The organism is Cupriavidus sp. Met-2, from assembly GCF_049843575.1.
In the GTDB taxonomy this organism is placed as follows: domain Bacteria; phylum Pseudomonadota; class Gammaproteobacteria; order Burkholderiales; family Burkholderiaceae; genus Cupriavidus; species Cupriavidus metallidurans.
Window position 1 is genome coordinate 1,045,853 of sequence record NZ_JBBHZL010000001.1, and the last position, 16,303, is coordinate 1,062,155.

The 16,303-nt window shown below is 64.3% G+C and carries 17 protein-coding genes; 12 read left to right on the forward strand and 5 right to left on the reverse strand.

Going from position 1 to position 16,303, the window contains the following annotated elements:
* Positions 1-126 precede the first annotated feature (126 nt).
* The 7 genes from WD006_RS04950 (at position 127) to ftsB (ending at position 6,842) form a co-directional block, all read left to right on the forward strand.
* Positions 127-933 (forward strand): peptidase, encoded by an 807-nt coding sequence (locus WD006_RS04950; protein ID WP_035832950.1) that lies wholly within the window; start codon positions 127-129, stop codon positions 931-933.
* Positions 934-980: 47 nt separating this feature from the next.
* Positions 981-1,802, forward strand: a complete 822-nt coding sequence (locus WD006_RS04955; protein WP_011515843.1) for an alpha/beta hydrolase — start codon at positions 981-983, stop codon at positions 1,800-1,802.
* Between the two features lie 175 nt (positions 1,803-1,977).
* On the forward strand, positions 1,978-3,627 hold the full coding sequence (locus tag WD006_RS04960; protein ID WP_029308204.1) for a CTP synthase: 1,650 nt from the start codon (positions 1,978-1,980) through the stop codon (positions 3,625-3,627).
* A gap of 25 nt (positions 3,628-3,652) precedes the next feature.
* Entirely contained in the window at positions 3,653-4,522 is an 870-nt protein-coding gene (gene kdsA, locus WD006_RS04965) for a 3-deoxy-8-phosphooctulonate synthase (RefSeq protein ID WP_011515845.1), read from the forward strand.
* A 128-nt stretch (positions 4,523-4,650) separates the two neighbouring features.
* Positions 4,651-4,941, forward strand: a complete 291-nt coding sequence (locus WD006_RS04970; protein WP_008650103.1) for a DUF1330 domain-containing protein — start codon at positions 4,651-4,653, stop codon at positions 4,939-4,941.
* 64 nt (positions 4,942-5,005) lie between these two features.
* Positions 5,006-6,295 carry a phosphopyruvate hydratase gene (gene eno, locus WD006_RS04975; RefSeq protein WP_008650102.1) on the forward strand — a complete coding sequence of 430 codons (1,290 nt, stop codon included), beginning with the start codon at positions 5,006-5,008 and terminating at the stop codon, positions 6,293-6,295.
* Positions 6,296-6,500: 205 nt separating this feature from the next.
* Positions 6,501-6,842 carry a cell division protein FtsB gene (gene ftsB, locus WD006_RS04980; RefSeq protein WP_008650101.1) on the forward strand — a complete coding sequence of 114 codons (342 nt, stop codon included), beginning with the start codon at positions 6,501-6,503 and terminating at the stop codon, positions 6,840-6,842.
* 98 nt (positions 6,843-6,940) lie between these two features.
* Here ftsB and WD006_RS04985 read toward each other — a convergent pair whose 3' ends face one another.
* The 3 genes from WD006_RS04985 to WD006_RS04995 form a co-directional block, all read right to left on the reverse strand.
* Positions 6,941-7,336 (reverse strand): hypothetical protein, encoded by a 396-nt coding sequence (locus WD006_RS04985; RefSeq protein ID WP_011515846.1) that lies wholly within the window; start codon positions 7,334-7,336, stop codon positions 6,941-6,943.
* Positions 7,337-7,480: 144 nt separating this feature from the next.
* Entirely contained in the window at positions 7,481-8,485 is a 1,005-nt protein-coding gene (locus WD006_RS04990) for an Hsp33 family molecular chaperone HslO (protein ID WP_011515847.1), read from the reverse strand.
* Between the two features lie 49 nt (positions 8,486-8,534).
* Complete coding sequence (locus WD006_RS04995; RefSeq protein WP_008650087.1) at positions 8,535-9,059, reverse strand: gamma carbonic anhydrase family protein; 525 nt, start codon at positions 9,057-9,059, stop codon at positions 8,535-8,537.
* Between the two features lie 125 nt (positions 9,060-9,184).
* Between WD006_RS04995 and WD006_RS05000 the strand changes: the two genes are divergently transcribed.
* Positions 9,185-10,036 (forward strand): ferritin-like domain-containing protein, encoded by an 852-nt coding sequence (locus WD006_RS05000; protein WP_029308202.1) that lies wholly within the window; start codon positions 9,185-9,187, stop codon positions 10,034-10,036.
* On the opposite strand, the gene WD006_RS05005 is transcribed toward WD006_RS05000, so the two are convergent.
* Positions 10,033-11,760 carry an acyl-CoA synthetase gene (locus tag WD006_RS05005; protein WP_029308201.1) on the reverse strand — a complete coding sequence of 576 codons (1,728 nt, stop codon included), beginning with the start codon at positions 11,758-11,760 and terminating at the stop codon, positions 10,033-10,035. The genes WD006_RS05000 and WD006_RS05005 overlap by 4 nt on opposite strands.
* A 145-nt stretch (positions 11,761-11,905) precedes the next feature.
* Between WD006_RS05005 and WD006_RS05010 the strand changes: the two genes are divergently transcribed.
* The gene (locus tag WD006_RS05010; protein WP_029308200.1) at positions 11,906-12,799 is read left to right on the forward strand and encodes an alpha/beta fold hydrolase; all 894 of its coding nucleotides are present in this window, start codon (positions 11,906-11,908) and stop codon (positions 12,797-12,799) included.
* 56 nt (positions 12,800-12,855) lie between these two features.
* Here WD006_RS05010 and WD006_RS05015 read toward each other — a convergent pair whose 3' ends face one another.
* Complete coding sequence (locus WD006_RS05015) at positions 12,856-13,917, reverse strand: NAD(P)/FAD-dependent oxidoreductase (RefSeq protein ID WP_011515851.1); 1,062 nt, start codon at positions 13,915-13,917, stop codon at positions 12,856-12,858.
* 120 nt (positions 13,918-14,037) lie between these two features.
* On the opposite strand from WD006_RS05015, the gene WD006_RS05020 reads away from it, so the two are divergent.
* Genes WD006_RS05020 through WD006_RS05030 form a run of 3 tightly spaced genes read left to right on the forward strand, consistent with a single transcriptional unit; the run spans position 14,038 to position 16,266 of the window.
* Complete coding sequence (locus WD006_RS05020) at positions 14,038-14,883, forward strand: 3',5'-nucleoside bisphosphate phosphatase (protein WP_080710366.1); 846 nt, start codon at positions 14,038-14,040, stop codon at positions 14,881-14,883.
* 21 nt (positions 14,884-14,904) lie between these two features.
* A complete protein-coding gene (locus WD006_RS05025) occupies positions 14,905-15,552 on the forward strand; it encodes an L-threonylcarbamoyladenylate synthase (RefSeq protein WP_011515853.1) in 648 nt (215 codons plus the stop codon).
* A 48-nt stretch (positions 15,553-15,600) separates the two neighbouring features.
* Entirely contained in the window at positions 15,601-16,266 is a 666-nt protein-coding gene (locus tag WD006_RS05030; RefSeq protein ID WP_011515854.1) for a site-2 protease family protein, read from the forward strand.
* Positions 16,267-16,303: the final 37 nt, after the last annotated feature.

A 16,303-nucleotide genomic window follows, 5' to 3' on the forward strand; every position in this document is an offset into this window, starting at 1 on the left:
AATGGCGAAGCCAGGTTGGTTCGAAGTGCGGCGGCAGAGTAATCCTTCGGTATTCATACACCGCCGTTGCGCCTGCCGTGCGGCTAGAATGGGGCGTTGCCGTCGCGCCTCTGTCAACCCGAACCCATGACGTACTGTGTAGCCATGCGGCTGGATGCCGGTCTGGTATTCCTGTCCGATTCCCGTACCAACGCCGGTGTGGATGCCATTTCCACCGCGCGCAAAATGACCGTATTCGAGGAGCCGGGCGACCGCGTCATGGTGCTGCTGACCTCGGGCAATCTCGCGATCAGCCAGTCTGTGCGCCAATGCCTGGCCGAGGCGCGCGACGAGAAACGTTCGCTGTGGACCGCGCGCGACATGTTCGAGGCGGTCACCATCGTCGGCGAGGCGGTGCGCGCCGTGCACAAGCGCGATGCCCATGCGTTGCGCGAGGCTGGCATCGAATTCAGCGTTAACCTGATTTTCGGTGGGCAGATCCGGGGCGAGCGCACGCGCCTGTTCCATGTCTACGCTGCAGGCAACTTCATTGAGGCCACGCCCGAGAACTGCTACTTCCAGATTGGCGAGGCCAAATATGGCAAGCCGATCGTCGACCGTGTCATCACGCCGTCGGTGCCGCTGGGCGAGGCGGCCAAGTGTGCGCTGGTCTCGATGGATTCCACGCTGAAGTCGAATATCTCGGTCGGTTTGCCGCTCGACCTGCTGGTCTACGAGGCCGATTCGCTCCGCGTGACGCGCTTCGTCAGCATCGACGAGAAGAACGCATACTTCCGCATGATCCGCGACACCTGGGGCCAGCGCCTGCGCCAGGTTTTCGGCGAGATCGCCAATCCCGAATGGGATGCGAGCCAGCAGGCCGAATTCCCGCTGGCGCGCGACGAAGCCGATCGCTGGGGCCAGCCGGTACGGGCCCGCCGCGACCGAAGCTGATTCCTTTCATTCCAGGTTTTTCCGACCCATTCCATCGATCTGCCGCCATGCGCGACATCCTGCTCTTTTCCCACGCCAACGGTTTTCCGGTGCCGATCTATCGCAAGCTGTTCGGCGCGCTTGAGGACACCTTCGACATCCGCGCCGTCGAGCGTTACGGCCACAATCCGAAGTTTCCGGTCACGCGCGAGTGGCCGCATCTGGTCGACGAACTGCTTGGCGAGCTGGATCGCCCGGGGCGGAGCGGTGCCGACGCGCCCAAGGTCTGGCTGGTTGGCCATTCGCTGGGCGGTTTCCTGTCGCTGATGGCCGCGCTGCGTCGGCCGCAGCGGGTGCGGGGCGTGGTGATGCTGGATTCGCCGATCATCGCCGGCTGGAAAGCGTCGCTGGTGCGCGCGTCCCAGATGCTGGGGCTCGATGAGAAGCCAGGCCCCGCCGCGGTGACCAAGAACCGGCGCACCCATTGGCCCGATACCGACGCGGTCTGGAGTCATTTCCAGTCCAAGCGCAATTTCAAGGTATGGGACCCCGAGGTTCTACGCGACTACGCCGAGCATGGGACCGAGCCCACTGGTGTGGCCAACGAACGCAAGCTGCGCTTTGATCGTGAGGTCGAATACTGGATCTACCGGACGCTGCCGACCAGCCTCGGCCGCAAGGTCGCGCGTGGTGCGCCGATCCCGGTCAGCTTCGTTGCCGGCACCCGCTCGCGCGAGGTACGGCAGGCGGGGCTCGGCGCAACCCGCAAGCTTGTGGGCGACCGGCTGCGCTATATCGAAGGCGGCCACTTGTATCCAATGGAGCGGCCCCTCGAGACCGCCGGCCTGGTGCGGGACCTGATCGAGGAAATGCGCAAGTCCGGGCGCTGAAGTCTGGGAAGCCGGCGCGCGCGGCGCCGGCTTGGCTTGTGGTACGGCGTGCAGTGCGACGTATGCGCCGCAGACCGCCATTGCGTGCCGGGCCGACACCTCGATTTCACAAATTCGGCGTCGGCGGGGATCGGGCTCTCATGTATAATCCCGATTTCCCCGGCAAGCTCGGTTTATGACCAAATTCGTCTTCGTCACCGGTGGCGTCGTCTCTTCTCTCGGCAAGGGCATCGCTGCTGCTTCGCTCGCGGCTATTCTCGAGTCGCGCGGCCTCAAAGTCACCCTCCTCAAGCTCGATCCCTACATCAACGTCGATCCCGGCACGATGAGCCCCTTCCAGCATGGCGAGGTGTTCGTGACCGAAGATGGCGCGGAAACCGACCTCGACCTGGGTCACTACGAGCGGTTCGTGTCGGCCAAGATGCGGAAGTCGAACAACTTCACGACTGGCCAGATCTACGAATCGGTGATCCGCAAGGAACGCCGCGGTGAGTACCTCGGCAAGACCGTTCAGGTCATTCCCCATATCACGAACGAAATCCAGGCTTTCGTCGAGCGTGGCGCTGCCGCGTCGCACGACGGCAAGGCCGACGTGGCACTGGTGGAGATCGGCGGCACGGTGGGTGACATCGAGTCGCTGCCGTTCCTGGAAGCCGCGCGCCAGATGAGCCTGCGCCTTGGCCGCAATCACTGCGCGTTCGTGCACCTGACGCTGGTGCCGTTCATCGCCAGCGCCGGCGAGCTCAAGACCAAGCCGACCCAGCACTCGGTGCAGAAGCTCCGCGAAATCGGCATTTCGCCGACCGCGCTGCTGTGCCGCGCCGACCGCCCGATTCCGGACGACGAGCGGGCCAAGATTTCGCTGTTCGCCAACATCCCGCAGGAAGCCGTGATCTCGGTCTGGGATGCCGACAGCATCTACAAGATTCCGCAGATGCTCAACGAGCAGGGCCTCGACCGCCTGATCTGCGAGGAACTGCGTCTGGACCCGAAGCCGGCTGACCTGTCGATGTGGCAGAAGCTGGTCAAGGCACAGGAAAACCCCGAGCACGAGATCACGATCGGCATGGTTGGCAAGTACGTCGACCTGACCGAGTCGTACAAGTCACTGATCGAGGCGCTGCGCCACGCCGGCATGCATACCGCCACACGCGTGAACATCGAGTACATCGATTCGGAAGAACTCGAGTCGGGTCACCTCGAAGTGCTGCAGCCGCTGGATGCCATCCTGGTACCGGGCGGTTTCGGCAAGCGCGGTACCGAAGGCAAGATCCGCGCGATCCAGTATGCCCGCGAGAACAAGGTGCCGTACCTGGGCATCTGCCTGGGTATGCAGCTCGCCGTGATCGAATTCGCGCGTCACGTTGCCAACATGGGCGACGCCAATTCGACCGAATTCAACCTCGACACGGAACACCCGGTAGTCGCGCTGATCACCGAGTGGGTCGATCGCGACGGCAAGGTGGAACAGCGTTCGGCAGACTCCGATCTCGGCGGCACGATGCGCCTGGGCGCCCAGCGGGTACCCATCAAGACCGGCACCAAGGCCTCGCAGATCTATGGCGCCGAAGTCAACGAGCGTCATCGTCACCGCTACGAAGTCAACAACCACTACGTGCCGGAGCTGGAAAAGGCTGGCATGGTGATCTCGGCGCGCACGCCGACCGAGAACCTGCCGGAGATGATGGAACTGCCGGAATCGATGCACCCGTGGTTCGTCGGCGTCCAGTTCCACCCGGAATTCACCTCGACGCCGCGTGATGGCCACCCGCTGTTCAAGGCCTACGTGGAAGCCGCGCTCGCCGCGCAACGCCAAGGCGCCTGATGCGCTGGTGGGGAAGGAAACTGCCATGAAACTGTGTGGATTCGACGTCGGCCTCGACAAGCCGTTTTTCCTGATCGCTGGTCCGTGCGTGATCGAGTCCGAGCAGATGGCGCTCGATACGGCCGGCGAGCTGAAGGCGATCACGGGTGAACTGGGCATTCCGTTCATCTACAAGTCGTCGTTCGACAAGGCCAACCGGTCGTCGGGCAAGTCGTTCCGCGGGCTCGGAATGGAAAAGGGTCTCGAGATCCTGGCCACGGTAAAGCGTCAGATCGGCGTGCCGGTGCTTACCGACATCCACGAGATCGACGAGATCAAGCCCGTCGCGGCCGTGGTGGATGTGCTGCAGACGCCGGCCTTCCTGTGCCGCCAGACTGATTTCATCCGTGCCTGCGCCCAGAGCGGCAAGCCGGTGAACATCAAGAAGGGCCAGTTCCTGGCACCGCACGACATGAAAAACGTGATCGACAAGGCGCGTGACGCCGCCCGTGAGGCGGGTCTGCCCGATGACGTGTTCATGGCCTGCGAGCGTGGCGTTTCCTTCGGCTACAACAATCTTGTCTCCGACATGCGCTCCCTGGCGATCATGCGCGAGACGGGCGCCCCCGTGGTGTTCGATGCCACCCATTCGGTGCAGTTGCCGGGTGGCCAGGGCACCAGTTCGGGCGGCCAGCGCGAATTCGTGCCGGTGCTCTCGCGTGCCGCGGTGGCTACGGGCGTGGCGGGTCTGTTCATGGAGACCCACCCCGATCCGAGCAAGGCGATGTCGGACGGCCCCAACGCCGTGCCGCTGTCGCGCATGAAGGAACTGCTGACCGTGCTGCGCGATCTCGACGGCATGGTCAAGCGTGCCGGCTTCCTGGAAGACAACTTCGGCTGGCCGGCCTGCGCCTGAGTCTGCCTTGGCAACTGCCGCCCGCGCCTGACGCGGGCGGTGCCGTTTCTGGTGCCTCTGCCGGACGTCCGGCATCAATGCCGACGAAACGGTATCGAAAGACAATACAAAAGATTCGGAGATAGCGCATGGCCGCCGGTTATATCATCGCGTACGTCGATGTGACAGATCCCCAGCAGTACGAGCAGTACAAGGTGCTTTCCACGAAAGCCATGCAGGCGCACGGCGCGGAAGTGCTGGTGCGTGGCGGCCAGACCGAACGGCTCGAGGGGGATTGGGGCCCCACGCGGGTCGTGGTCCTGAAGTTCCAGAGCTACGAAGCCGCCCGCGCGTTCCACGCCAGCGAGGAATACCTGGCGGCGCGCAAGTCCCGCGAGCATGCGGCGAAGATGAACATGATCGTCGTGGAAGGCATCTGACATATTCGTCGGGCATCCTGCGCGGTAAGAAGATTCACCAGATTCAACAGTCCAGAGAGGAAATATGAGTGCAATCGTAGATATCATCGGTCGCGAGGTTCTCGACTCGCGCGGCAATCCCACCGTCGAGTGCGACGTGCTGCTGGAGTCGGGCGTGATGGGCCGTGCTGCCGTACCGTCGGGTGCATCGACCGGTTCGCGCGAAGCCATCGAACTGCGTGATGGCGACAAGTCGCGCTACCTGGGCAAGGGCGTGCTGAAGGCTGTCGAGCACATCAACACCGAGATCTCCGAAGCGATCATGGGCCTGGATGCCTCCGAGCAGGCTTTCCTGGACCGCACGCTGATCGAACTGGACGGCACCGAGAACAAGGGCCGCCTGGGCGCCAACGCCATGCTGGCTGTGTCGATGGCCGTGGCCAAGGCAGCCGCCGAGGAAGCCGGCCTGCCGCTGTACCGCTACTTCGGCGGCTCGGGCGCGATGCAGATGCCGGTGCCGATGATGAACATCGTCAACGGTGGCGCGCACGCCAACAACAGCCTGGACATCCAGGAATTCATGATCATGCCCGTGTCGCAGACCAGCTTCCGTGAAGCTCTGCGTTGCGGCGCCGAAGTGTTCCACGCGCTGAAGAAGATCCTGTCCGACAAGGGCATGTCCACCGCCGTGGGCGACGAGGGCGGCTTCGCCCCGAACTTCTCGTCGAACGAGGAGTGCCTGAACACGGTTGTGCAGGCCATCGAAAAGGCTGGCTACAAGGCTGGCGAGGACGTGCTGCTGGCGCTGGACTGCGCCGCCAGCGAGTTCTACCACGAAGCCGAAGGCGTGTACTCGCTGGAAGGCGAAGGCCTGAAGCTGACGTCGACCCAGTTCGCCGACTACCTGGCCAACCTGTGCGACAAGTTCCCGATCGTGTCGATCGAGGACGGCATGGCCGAAGGCGACTGGGAAGGCTGGAAGACGCTGACCGACAAGCTGGGCAAGCGCGTCCAACTGGTGGGTGACGACCTGTTCGTGACCAACACGAAGATCCTGAAGGAAGGCATCGAGAAGGGCATCGGCAACTCGATTCTCATCAAGATCAACCAGATCGGCACGCTGACCGAGACGTTCGCTGCTATCGAGATGGCCAAGCGCGCCGGTTACACCGCCGTGATCTCGCACCGTTCGGGTGAGACCGAAGACAGCACGATCGCCGATATCGCCGTCGGCACGAACGCCGGCCAGATCAAGACCGGTTCGCTGTCGCGCTCGGACCGCATCTCGAAGTACAACCAGCTGCTGCGTATCGAGGAAGACCTGGGCGACATCGCCACGTACCCGGGCAAGAGCACGTTCTACAACCTGCGCTGATATCGCCGGTTAGTGTTCTGAGTTCCAGAAAAAGCGCCGCCCCGGAGCACCGGGGCGGCGCTTTTTTTGTTGTCAACTGGATGCCTGTTGCGCCGTTGTTTCGCTTTGTATCGTCTTTTGTTTTGCAATCTTTGGCGGCTTGGTGGATCATTGGTCCCGGCGGAAATCGCCAAATCATCCTTTTCCTAGCGCCTTCTTCGCCCCGATGCGCCTGATTTCCCTGCTGTTGTTCGTGCTGCTGCTCGCAATCCAGTACCCGCTATGGCTGGGCAAGGGCGGCTGGCTACGCGTGTGGGATCTGAATCGTCAGGTCAACGAGCAGACCGTGCACAACCAGGCGCTCAAGCTGCGCAATGCCAAGCTGGAAGGGGAAGTGAAGGATTTGCAGGATGGCACGGGTGCCATCGAGGAGCGTGCCCGCTATGAGCTGGGCATGGTCAAGGACGGGGAAGTCTTCGTCCAGTTCGTGGCGCCGGCTCCGAAAGTCAGCGCCACGCCGCCGCTGCCGCCGCCACCCAATTCCGTCGCGGGACGCGGCGGACATTAACCGGCTTTTCCGGACTATTCTGATGTCGATGCGCGACCTTGACCGCTAGGTCAGTCGCGTTTGCGCATTCCTGCGGCGCGGTTTCGATTTCTTCTGAATCACCACCAGTACGGGGAGCCGTACGGGTAACCGCCCCAGCCCCAGCCAGGCGAGCTAATTCCCACGCCGCCACCCCAGTGGCCACCGCCCCATCCGCCGTAGTACAGATTCCAGTTTGTGCTCGGGTAGGCGTAAGCTGCCCGCGCCCAGGCTTCGGCCTGCTGCTGGCTGGCGATCACATGCTCCTGCTCGCGCAGCACTTGCTGGTTCAGCTCTGTGAGCTGCTGCTTTTCTTCGTCAGTCAGTGGGGCGGGGGGAGTCGAACCGGGCTCCAGGCGCGCGGTGGCAGGGCTGCCATACATATCGCGTGGAACGGGCGCTGCGCAGCCGGTGATCATCGCCGCCATGGCAATGACCAGCCAGGGCAGTGCGCGGGAACGATACGTCTTGGTCATGTCGGCCTCCGTCCGGCAGCTGGGGTTCGGGAGTGTCATTGGACCCGCGAGCGCGGGTATGTGGTTCCGCGCATATCCGGAACCTTTGACATACCCGTGGTCTTTTCCCCTTCTCCCTGATGGGGCAGGGGAGTGGACTGATGCTCAGTGCTGCTGCTGCGCGCCTTCGCCTGCGCCCGTTGCCACGGGTAGCGTGAAGAGCTGCGCGGCATCCACCGGGTCGAACACGTAGCGCTGGCCGCAGAAGTCGCAATGGATTTCCACGTCGCCGCGTTCGGCAATGATGCTTTCGATTTCGGCCTGGCCCAGCGACTGCAACATGCCGGCGACCTTGGCGCGTGAGCACGAGCACTGGAAATGCGGCGTCATTGGCTCGAAGACCCGCAGGCCAGCATTCTGCAGTTCTTCCCAGAACAGGCGGCGCAGCAGGGTCTCAGGCGACTCGGCCAGCAGTTCGTCCTGCTTGAGCGTGGCGCCCAACTGGCACGCGCGATCCCAGGTATCCAGGTCCTGCGCCTGCACATCACCGGAGAGCGGCGAACCGGTTTCGCCAACCTGCGCTTCCATCGTGCCGCCGTAGGACGGCAGCTTCTGCAGCAACATGCCCGCGGCGACCTGCTCATTCGAGGCAAGCCACAGGCGGGTGTCGAGCTGCTCGGACGCCTGCATGTAGTGTTCGAGCACTGCGGCCATCGAGTCGAGCGGGCCGTTCTCGTCGGAAAGCGGCACGATGCCCTGGTAGGGTTGCTGGCCCGGCAACTTGTCTTGCGGGTCGAGCGTGATGGCAAAGCGACCATGACCATGCGCGTTGACGAGCGTCGTCAGCGTGGCATCGTCGGTAATCGTGGCGTCCTCGGCAATCTTGGCCGTGGCGCGCATCGACAGGTCGGACAGGCACTCCACCACGAGCATCCGCACCGGGCCGTCGCCGTGCAGTTGCATCACCAGCGCACCGTTGAACTTGAGGTTGGCCGATAGCAGCGCCGCGGCCGCCATCATCTCGCCCAGCAGGCGCCGCACCGGTGCCGGATAGGCATGGCGGTTCAGCACTTCTTGCCAGGTGGCCTCCATGCGGACCAGCTCGCCGCGCACGGGGGCAGCGTCGAACAGGAATTTCTGGAGTGTGTCGGGATTCGATGTAGCGGTCACGGTTCTATCAGTCTTTCACGTAAGGCAATGTCAATCCGGCGTATCGGTATCAACCGATACGCTTCAAATCGGTCTTGTATGTGGCTTGCCGCTTCGCATACGTCTCCGCATTGCGATAGAGGTTGGCCACGTCAGCATCGGTCAGTTCGCGGACCACCTTGGCGGGTGCGCCCAGGATCAGCGAGCGGTCAGGAAACACCTTGTTTTCGGTCACGACGGCACCGGCGCCGACCAGGCACTCCTTGCCGATTACGGCGCCATTCAGCACCACGGCCTGGATACCGATCAGCGAGCCTTCGCCGACCGTGCAGCCGTGCAGCATGGCCTGGTGGCCGATCGAGACCTTGTCGCCCAGCGTCAGGGGACGGCCCGGGTCGGTGTGCAGCACGGAGCCTTCCTGGATGTTCGTATCCTCGCCCACCACGATCGGTTCGTTGTCGCCACGGATCACGACGCCAGGCCAGGCGCTCGCGCGTGCCTTTAGCGTCACGTTGCCGATAATGGTGGCTTCCGCGGCCACGTAGGCATCGTCGTGAATGGTCGGGGCGATCTCGCCGAGCTGGTAAAGCGCCATGGGGTCTCCTGCCTGAAGCAATGTAGGTAATTGGGGGTGGCCGTCGCGATTAAAAGAGCCGGTTCCCGTGGGCCGGCGTGGCACCGGCGAGGCTCTACAATGACGGCTTCCCGGATTTTACGCCTATGCCAGACATCGCACCCGCCGAAATCGCCGATTCGCCACTTGCCACGCGCCGCCGGGCGCTGGCGGTGCTGTGTATCACCGACGCCAGGGCCAAGGCGGCCGCTGCGCGCGCGCTCTATACCGATCTGCAGGCGCACGGGGGCACCGTAACGGATGTGGATGAAATTTTGGTGGCCGAAGGCTCGGCGGCGATCCCGGGGCGCCCGGCGCGGCCCGAACTGGTGCCCCCGCAGCAGGTGGACCGCAGGCGCTCGTTACACACCCTGGCGGGCCGCGCCGTGATGATCCATGCGCTGTGCCATATCGAATTCAATGCGATCAATCTGGCGCTCGATGCGGTCTGGCGTTTTGCCGGGATGCCGGAGTCGTACTACCGCGACTGGCTTCGCGTGGCTGACGAGGAGGCACTCCATTTCACGCTGCTGGCCGACCATCTCGCTACGCTCGGGGCGACCTATGGTGACTATCCGGCACATAATTCGCTCTGGGAGATGACCGATCGCACCTCGGGCGACGTGCTGGCGCGCATGGCGCTGGTGCCACGCACGTTGGAGGCGCGTGGACTCGACGCTTCGCCGCCAGTGCGTGCCAAGCTGGCCGAGGTGGGCGATACCGCGGCCGCGGAGATCATCGACATCATCCTGCGCGACGAAGTCGGGCACGTGGCCATTGGCAATCACTGGTACCGCTGGCTCTGCGCCCAGCGAGGGCTGGACCCGATCGCCACGTACGCGCGGCTTGCCGAACAGTACCGCGCGCCAAAGCTGCGCGGCCCGTTCAATCTCGAGGCTCGCCGTGCGGCTGGTTTCGACGAGGACGAACTGGCCTGGCTCGAAGCCTCCGCCGGTTAGCCGGCTGGCTTTGCGGCGCGCTCCTGTTCCTGCAGCCGCAACACGCGGCGCTGGATCTTGCCGGTAGTGGTCATCGGCAACTGGTCGATGAATTCGATCGCTTTCGGGTACTCGTACGGCGCAAGCTGGCCTCGCACATGCTGCTGGAGCTCGGCGATCAGCGCCGCATCGTTATCGAAGGAACGCGTCACCGACGGCGTCAGCACGATGAACGCCTTGACGATCGAGCCGCGCTCGGGGTCCGGCGACGGCACCACGGCGCAGTTCGACACCGCCGGATGCTTGAGTAGGCAGTTCTCGATCTCGCTCGGCCCGATGCGGTAGCCGGATGACTTGAACACGTCGTCCGCGCGGCCCTGGTACCAGAGGTAGCCATCCGCGTCGATTCGCGCGAGGTCGCCGGTGCGACACCAGCGCAGGCCGTCATATTCCGAATACTTGGCCGCGGTGGCCGCTTCGTTCTTCCAGTAGCCCAGGAAGAACACCGGATCGGGATGGCCGTGGATATCGGTCGCGCAGACTGCGACTTCGCCATCCTCGCCCGGCGGGCAGGGGCGGCCGTCCTCGTCGATCACGGCCACGCGATGGCCGGGGTAGGGGCGTCCCATCGACCCAGGTCGCGCAGGCCAGCCAAGGCGGCTTTCGTCGTACTGCGCGGTGCAGTTGCCGACGATGTAGTTGATTTCGGTCTGGCCGAACATCTCGTTGACGATCACGCCCAGCGCATCGCGGCACCAGGTGAAAACCGTTTCGCCGACGGCCTCGCCGGCGCTCATGATGGCCCGCAGCTTGAGCTGGTAGTGGTCCGACGGGGTCGGGCAGGCCTTCATCATCTGCTTGAGCGCGGTCGGGAACAGGAACGTGTTGGTGACACCGTAGCGCTCGAGCAGTTCAAACGCGCGCTCCGCAGAAAATCGCCCCTGATATCCGACGATCGGACGGCCGAAGTAGAGCGCCGGCATCAGCGCATCCCACAAGCCACCTGTCCAGGCCCAGTCCGCCGGGCTCCAGAACACGTCGTCGTCCTGCGGATACCAGTTCTGCGAACACACGAAGCCGGTCAAATTGCCGATCAGTGCGCGATGCGGGATGACCGCGCCTTTCGGGGGGCCGGTGGTGCCGCTGGTGTAGATCAGCACCGCGGCTTCCTCGGCCTTGGTCTGCTCGGCGGTGAACTCGGGGATCTGCGCGGCCAGCAGCGTGTCCCAGTCCAGATCGCCGCGCCCGGTTGCGTCACCCACGCCGATGACTGTCCGCAGCGTCGGGCAGTCGGGGCGGGCGGCGAGCATGTTGTCGATCGAGGTCTCGTCGGCGATGGCCACGCGGGTCTCGCTGTGGTCGATCCGATAGGACAGGGCCTCTGGGCCGAACAGCATCGACAGCGGCATGGCTACCGCGCCGAGCTGGTAGACGGCCATGCCGGCGATCACGGTCTCGATGCGCTGGGGCATGACGATGGCCACGCGGTCGCCACGCTGCACGCCGAGTTCGCGCAGGGCGCGCGAAAGACGGTTCGCCTCGGCCTGGATATGCGCATAGGTATGCGAGGCGCGTCGGCCGTCCTCGTGCTCCGTGTAGACCGCGATGCGGTGCATCGTGGCCGGATCGCGTGCCCAGCGGCCGCAGCAGACTTCGGCCAGGTTGAATATCTCGGGCACGTCCCAGTGAAAGGAATCGTGCAGTGCGCGATAGTCGTCGCGCCGCGCGGCCGGCAAGGTGGTCATCCGGTTGTCTCCAGGTTGTCGGCCGCGCCCGGATCTCGCGAAATGGCTATAATCCGGCAAGCGAACGACCGTTCTATTTTTATTCGGGCTGCCGCGTGGGTTTGAGCCGCGCGTGCCAGAAGACCCGGACACGGAGACAGAAACAATGACCATCACGGAAACCTCGCGTTCCGAATTTATCACGCTGCGGGGGCTCCGCACGCACGTGCGCCAATGGGGAGAGCCTGGCGCGCCCAAGCTGTTCATGCTGCATGGCTGGATGGACGTGGCCGCTTCGTTCCAGTTCCTGGTAGATGCGTTCCGGCGCGACTGGCACGTGATCGCCATGGACTGGCGCGGCTTCGGCGAGACGGATCATCCCTCGCGCTATCCGGGTACCACGTCGTACTGGTTTCCTGATTACGTCGCCGATCTCGAGGGACTGATCGACCACTACCAGCCCGACGGACAGGTGGATCTGGTGGGGCACAGCATGGGTGCCAATGTGGTGTGCATCTACGCTGGCGTGCGTCCGGAGCGTGTGCGGCGCGTCGTGGACCTGGAGGGGTTCGGAATGACGCGCACACGCCCCGAGCAGGCGCCGGGCCGCATGGCGCGTTGGCTCGACGAGCTACGCAACCCGCCCGAGTTGAAGACCTACGAGAGCGAGGCAGCGGTCGCGGCGCGTCTGCAGAAGACCAATCCGCGCTTGCCCGATGACCGGGCCGCATTCCTCGCCGCGCACTGGTCGCGTCGCAATGCCGATGGCAGGTGGGAAATTCTTGGCGATGCCGCTCACAAGATGACCAACCCGATGCTGTATCGCATCGACGAAATCATGGCGATCTGGGCCAAGGTCACGGCGCCGGTGCTGCACGTGGAGGCACGCGATTCCGCCACGCTCAAGCACATCGCGCACAAGCAGACCATCGAGGAGTTCAGGGAACGCTTCCGGGTGTTCTCCGACTTCCGCGAAGCCATCGTCGACGATGCGGGGCACATGCTGCATCACGACCAGCCGGCGGTGGTGGCCAGACTGATCGAGGATTTTCTGATCTGAGGCCGGTTGCCTCCCTCTTCCACGAGCGGAAGGGGGGCAGAGGCGTCACCCGTGTGTCACCCGTGCGTGAGCCTTTCCTTGAGCGCCGCGTTGTTGCTCGTATGCACGTGCACCAGCGACTTCTCGGGGAATGCGTAGTGATAGGCCTTGCGCAGCGCCAGCGCGGCCTCATGGAAGCCCGACAGGATCAGTTTCTGCTTGTTCGGATAGAACGCGATGTCGCCGGCCGCGAAGATGCCCCGGCGGGAGCTCTCATACGTCGTGGTATCGACCGCGATACGGCCCGCGCGCATATCCATGTCCCACTGTGCGATCGGGCCCGGCTCGGATACCAGACCATACAGGGCGACAAGGTCGTCGGCGGGAATCGTCTGCTCGCCGTCGCGCGACTTGACCACCGCGCCGGTCAGCGCGCCATCCCCATTGGTCTGGAGCCCGCCAAGCATGCCGACCACGAAATCCATCTCGCCAGCGGCTACCGCGTCACGCATCGCCTTGACCGTGTGGTCGGCCGCGCGGAATCCTTCGCGCCGGTGCAGTAGCGTCACGCGCGCCGCAGTCTTGCGCAATGCCATCGCCCAATCCAGAGCCGAATCGCCGCCGCCGGCCACGATCACACGCTTGCCGGCGAAGCGCGATAGATCGCGCACGGCGTAGTGGAGGTGACGGTCTTCCAGCGCTGCCGCTTCTGGCAGCGACACACGTTGCGGTGCGAAGGCGCCGGCACCAGCGCAGATCAGCACCGCGGCCACGTCAAAGCGCTTGCCCGCGTCGGTGGTCACCAGCAGGCGCGGATGGCCGTTTGTGCAGGTGGTGTCGCTGACCGATTCGGCGCGCTGGCTGAAGTGCATCGGAAACGCAAAAGGCGCGCATTGCTCCAGCAGGCGGTCGACCAAGTCCTGGGCGAGGCAGCCCGGGACGGCCGGAATATCGTAGATTGGCTTCTCGGGGTACAGCTCCGTGCACTGGCCGCCGGCGCGGTCGAGCACATCCACGATCTCGCATTTCAGTCCCAGCACACCGGCCTGAAACGCCGCGAACAGCCCCACCGGGCCTGCGCCGACGATCAGCACATCGGTCTGGGTGGTTTCTGGCGCGGAGGTGGGTGTCGTGGACATGGCGGACGAGGAAGGTATCGGTTTCGTAACGGTTCCATCATACCTTGCGGTCGTCGGCAATCCGGGCACGCCACTTTGCTGGCAGGGCTAAAAAGCCCTGCCGGGAGTAGAATGGTTGCCATGCAAAATGCTCACGCCATCAACGCCGATCTGCATTGTCATTCCACCGTGTCCGACGGGCTGTTGTCACCGTCCGACGTGGCGGCCCGGGCGCACGCCGGTGGCGTCGCGTTCTGGTCGCTGACGGACCATGACGAGGTAGGCGGACAGATCGAGGCGCGCCGCGCCGCCGAAGCACTTGGCATGCGATATGTGCCGGGCGTGGAAATATCGGTGACGTGGGCCGGGCAGACCGTCCACATCGTCGGCCTGCAGATCGACCCCTTTCATCCCGAACTGATCGATGGCCTGGCGAAAACGCGCGATGGCCGCGCGCGCCGGGCGCAGGATATTGGTGACGCGCTGGCGAAAGTCGGCATTTCCGGCGCCTACGATGGCGCGCTGCGCTACGTCGGCAATCCCGACCTGATTTCCCGTACGCACTTCGCGCGCTGGCTGGTCGACGAAGGCCGCTGCGCGACGATTGGCGATGTCTTCGCCGAATATCTCTCCGAAGGGCGTCCCGGCTTCGTGCCGCATCGCTGGGCCACGCTGGCCGAGGCCGTGGGCTGGATTCGGACCGCTGGCGGTATTCCAGTGATGGCGCATCCGGGTCGCTACAACTACACCGATACGCAGCATGATGCGCTGTTCGACGAGTTCACGCAGCTTGGCGGCCGTGCCGTCGAGGTGGTGACTGGCAGCCACACGCCCGATCAGTTCCGCCGCTATGCCAACGTGGCACGCCACTATGGCTTGCTGGCGTCGCGCGGTTCCGATTTCCACGGACCTGGCGAGGGCCGTGTGGAACTCGGCGCGTTGCCCCCGCTGCCGGCCGATGTCACGCCGGTCTGGTACGACTGGTAAGCGCCCTCATAGCCAGCCCACATGTCCCAATACTTCGAGATTCATCCCGACAATCCGCAGGCGCGACTGGTCAAGCAGGCCGCGCAGATAGTGCGCCAGGGCGGCCTGATCGCGCTCCCGACTGACTCGAGTTACGCGCTGGCTTGCCAGATCGACGATAAGGCTGCCGTGGAGCAATTGCGCCGTCTGCGTGAGATCGACGAGAAGCATCACCTGACGCTGATGTGCAGCGATTTGTCCGAACTTGGCAATTTCGCCCGGGTGGACAACCGCCAGTACCGCTGGATCAAGGGCGCGACGCCCGGACCGTATGTGTTCATCCTGGAGGCGACGAAAGAAGTGCCGCGCAGGCTGTCGCACCCGGCGCGCAAGACCATCGGCGTGCGTGTGCCCGAGCATCCGATTCCATTGGCGCTGGTGGCCGAACTGGGGCAGCCGCTGATTTCCGCCACGCTGCAGTTGCCGGGCGACGACGCGCCGATGAACGACCCGGCAGAGATCCGGGCGCGTCTGGAAAAGCGCCTCGACCTGGTGATCGACGGTGGTCCGGCGCCGGCTCAGCCGACCACGGTCATCGATCTGACCAGCGGCGAGCCGGTTCTGGTGCGGGCGGGCAGGGGCGATGTGGAGCGCTTCGGCCTGAATGCGTCGGACTTCGCCACGACCTGACACACATTCGATGCCTCCGTGGGCAGGTTGCCCGATAGAATAGTCCGCATGGATTCCTCCCTGATTCAGACCTTCGCGGTCTACGCCCTGCCTGTTCTGTTCGCCATCACGCTGCACGAGGCCGCGCATGGCTATGTGGCCAAGCATTTTGGCGACAACACCGCCTACCTGCTTGGCCGGGTAAGCCTGAACCCGGTACGGCACATTGATCCGATCGGCACGGTGGCGGTGCCCCTGCTCCTGTACTTCCTGACTGCCGGCCAGTTCGTCTTCGGCTTCGCCAAGCCTGTGCCGGTGGCGTTCGATCGCCTGCGCAATCCGCGCTGGCATGGCATGTGGGTGGCGCTGGCCGGCCCGGCCAGCAATATCGTCCAGGCGTTCGCGTGGGCGCTGGTGGCCATTGGTCTGGCGCTGGCACATATCCAGGAGCCGTTCTGGAGCGAAATGGCCCGTGCTGGCGTACTGGTCAACACGGTGGTGGCGGCGTTCAACCTGTTCCCGATTCCACCGCTCGATGGTGGCCGGGTACTGACGGCGCTGCTGCCGCAGCGGCTTGCCGGCGTCATGGCGCGCATCGAGCCCTATGGCATTTTTGTCGTTCTCGCGCTGGTGGCGGCGGGTGTAATCACCAAGATCTGGATGCGTCCGGTCATGAACGGGCTGCTATCGATCGTCGAGTTGATGCTGCGTCCGGTCATGTGGCTGCTCCAGTGACGCCAGTCTCCGTCTTTCCCAATCCTTGCCTGTCCCG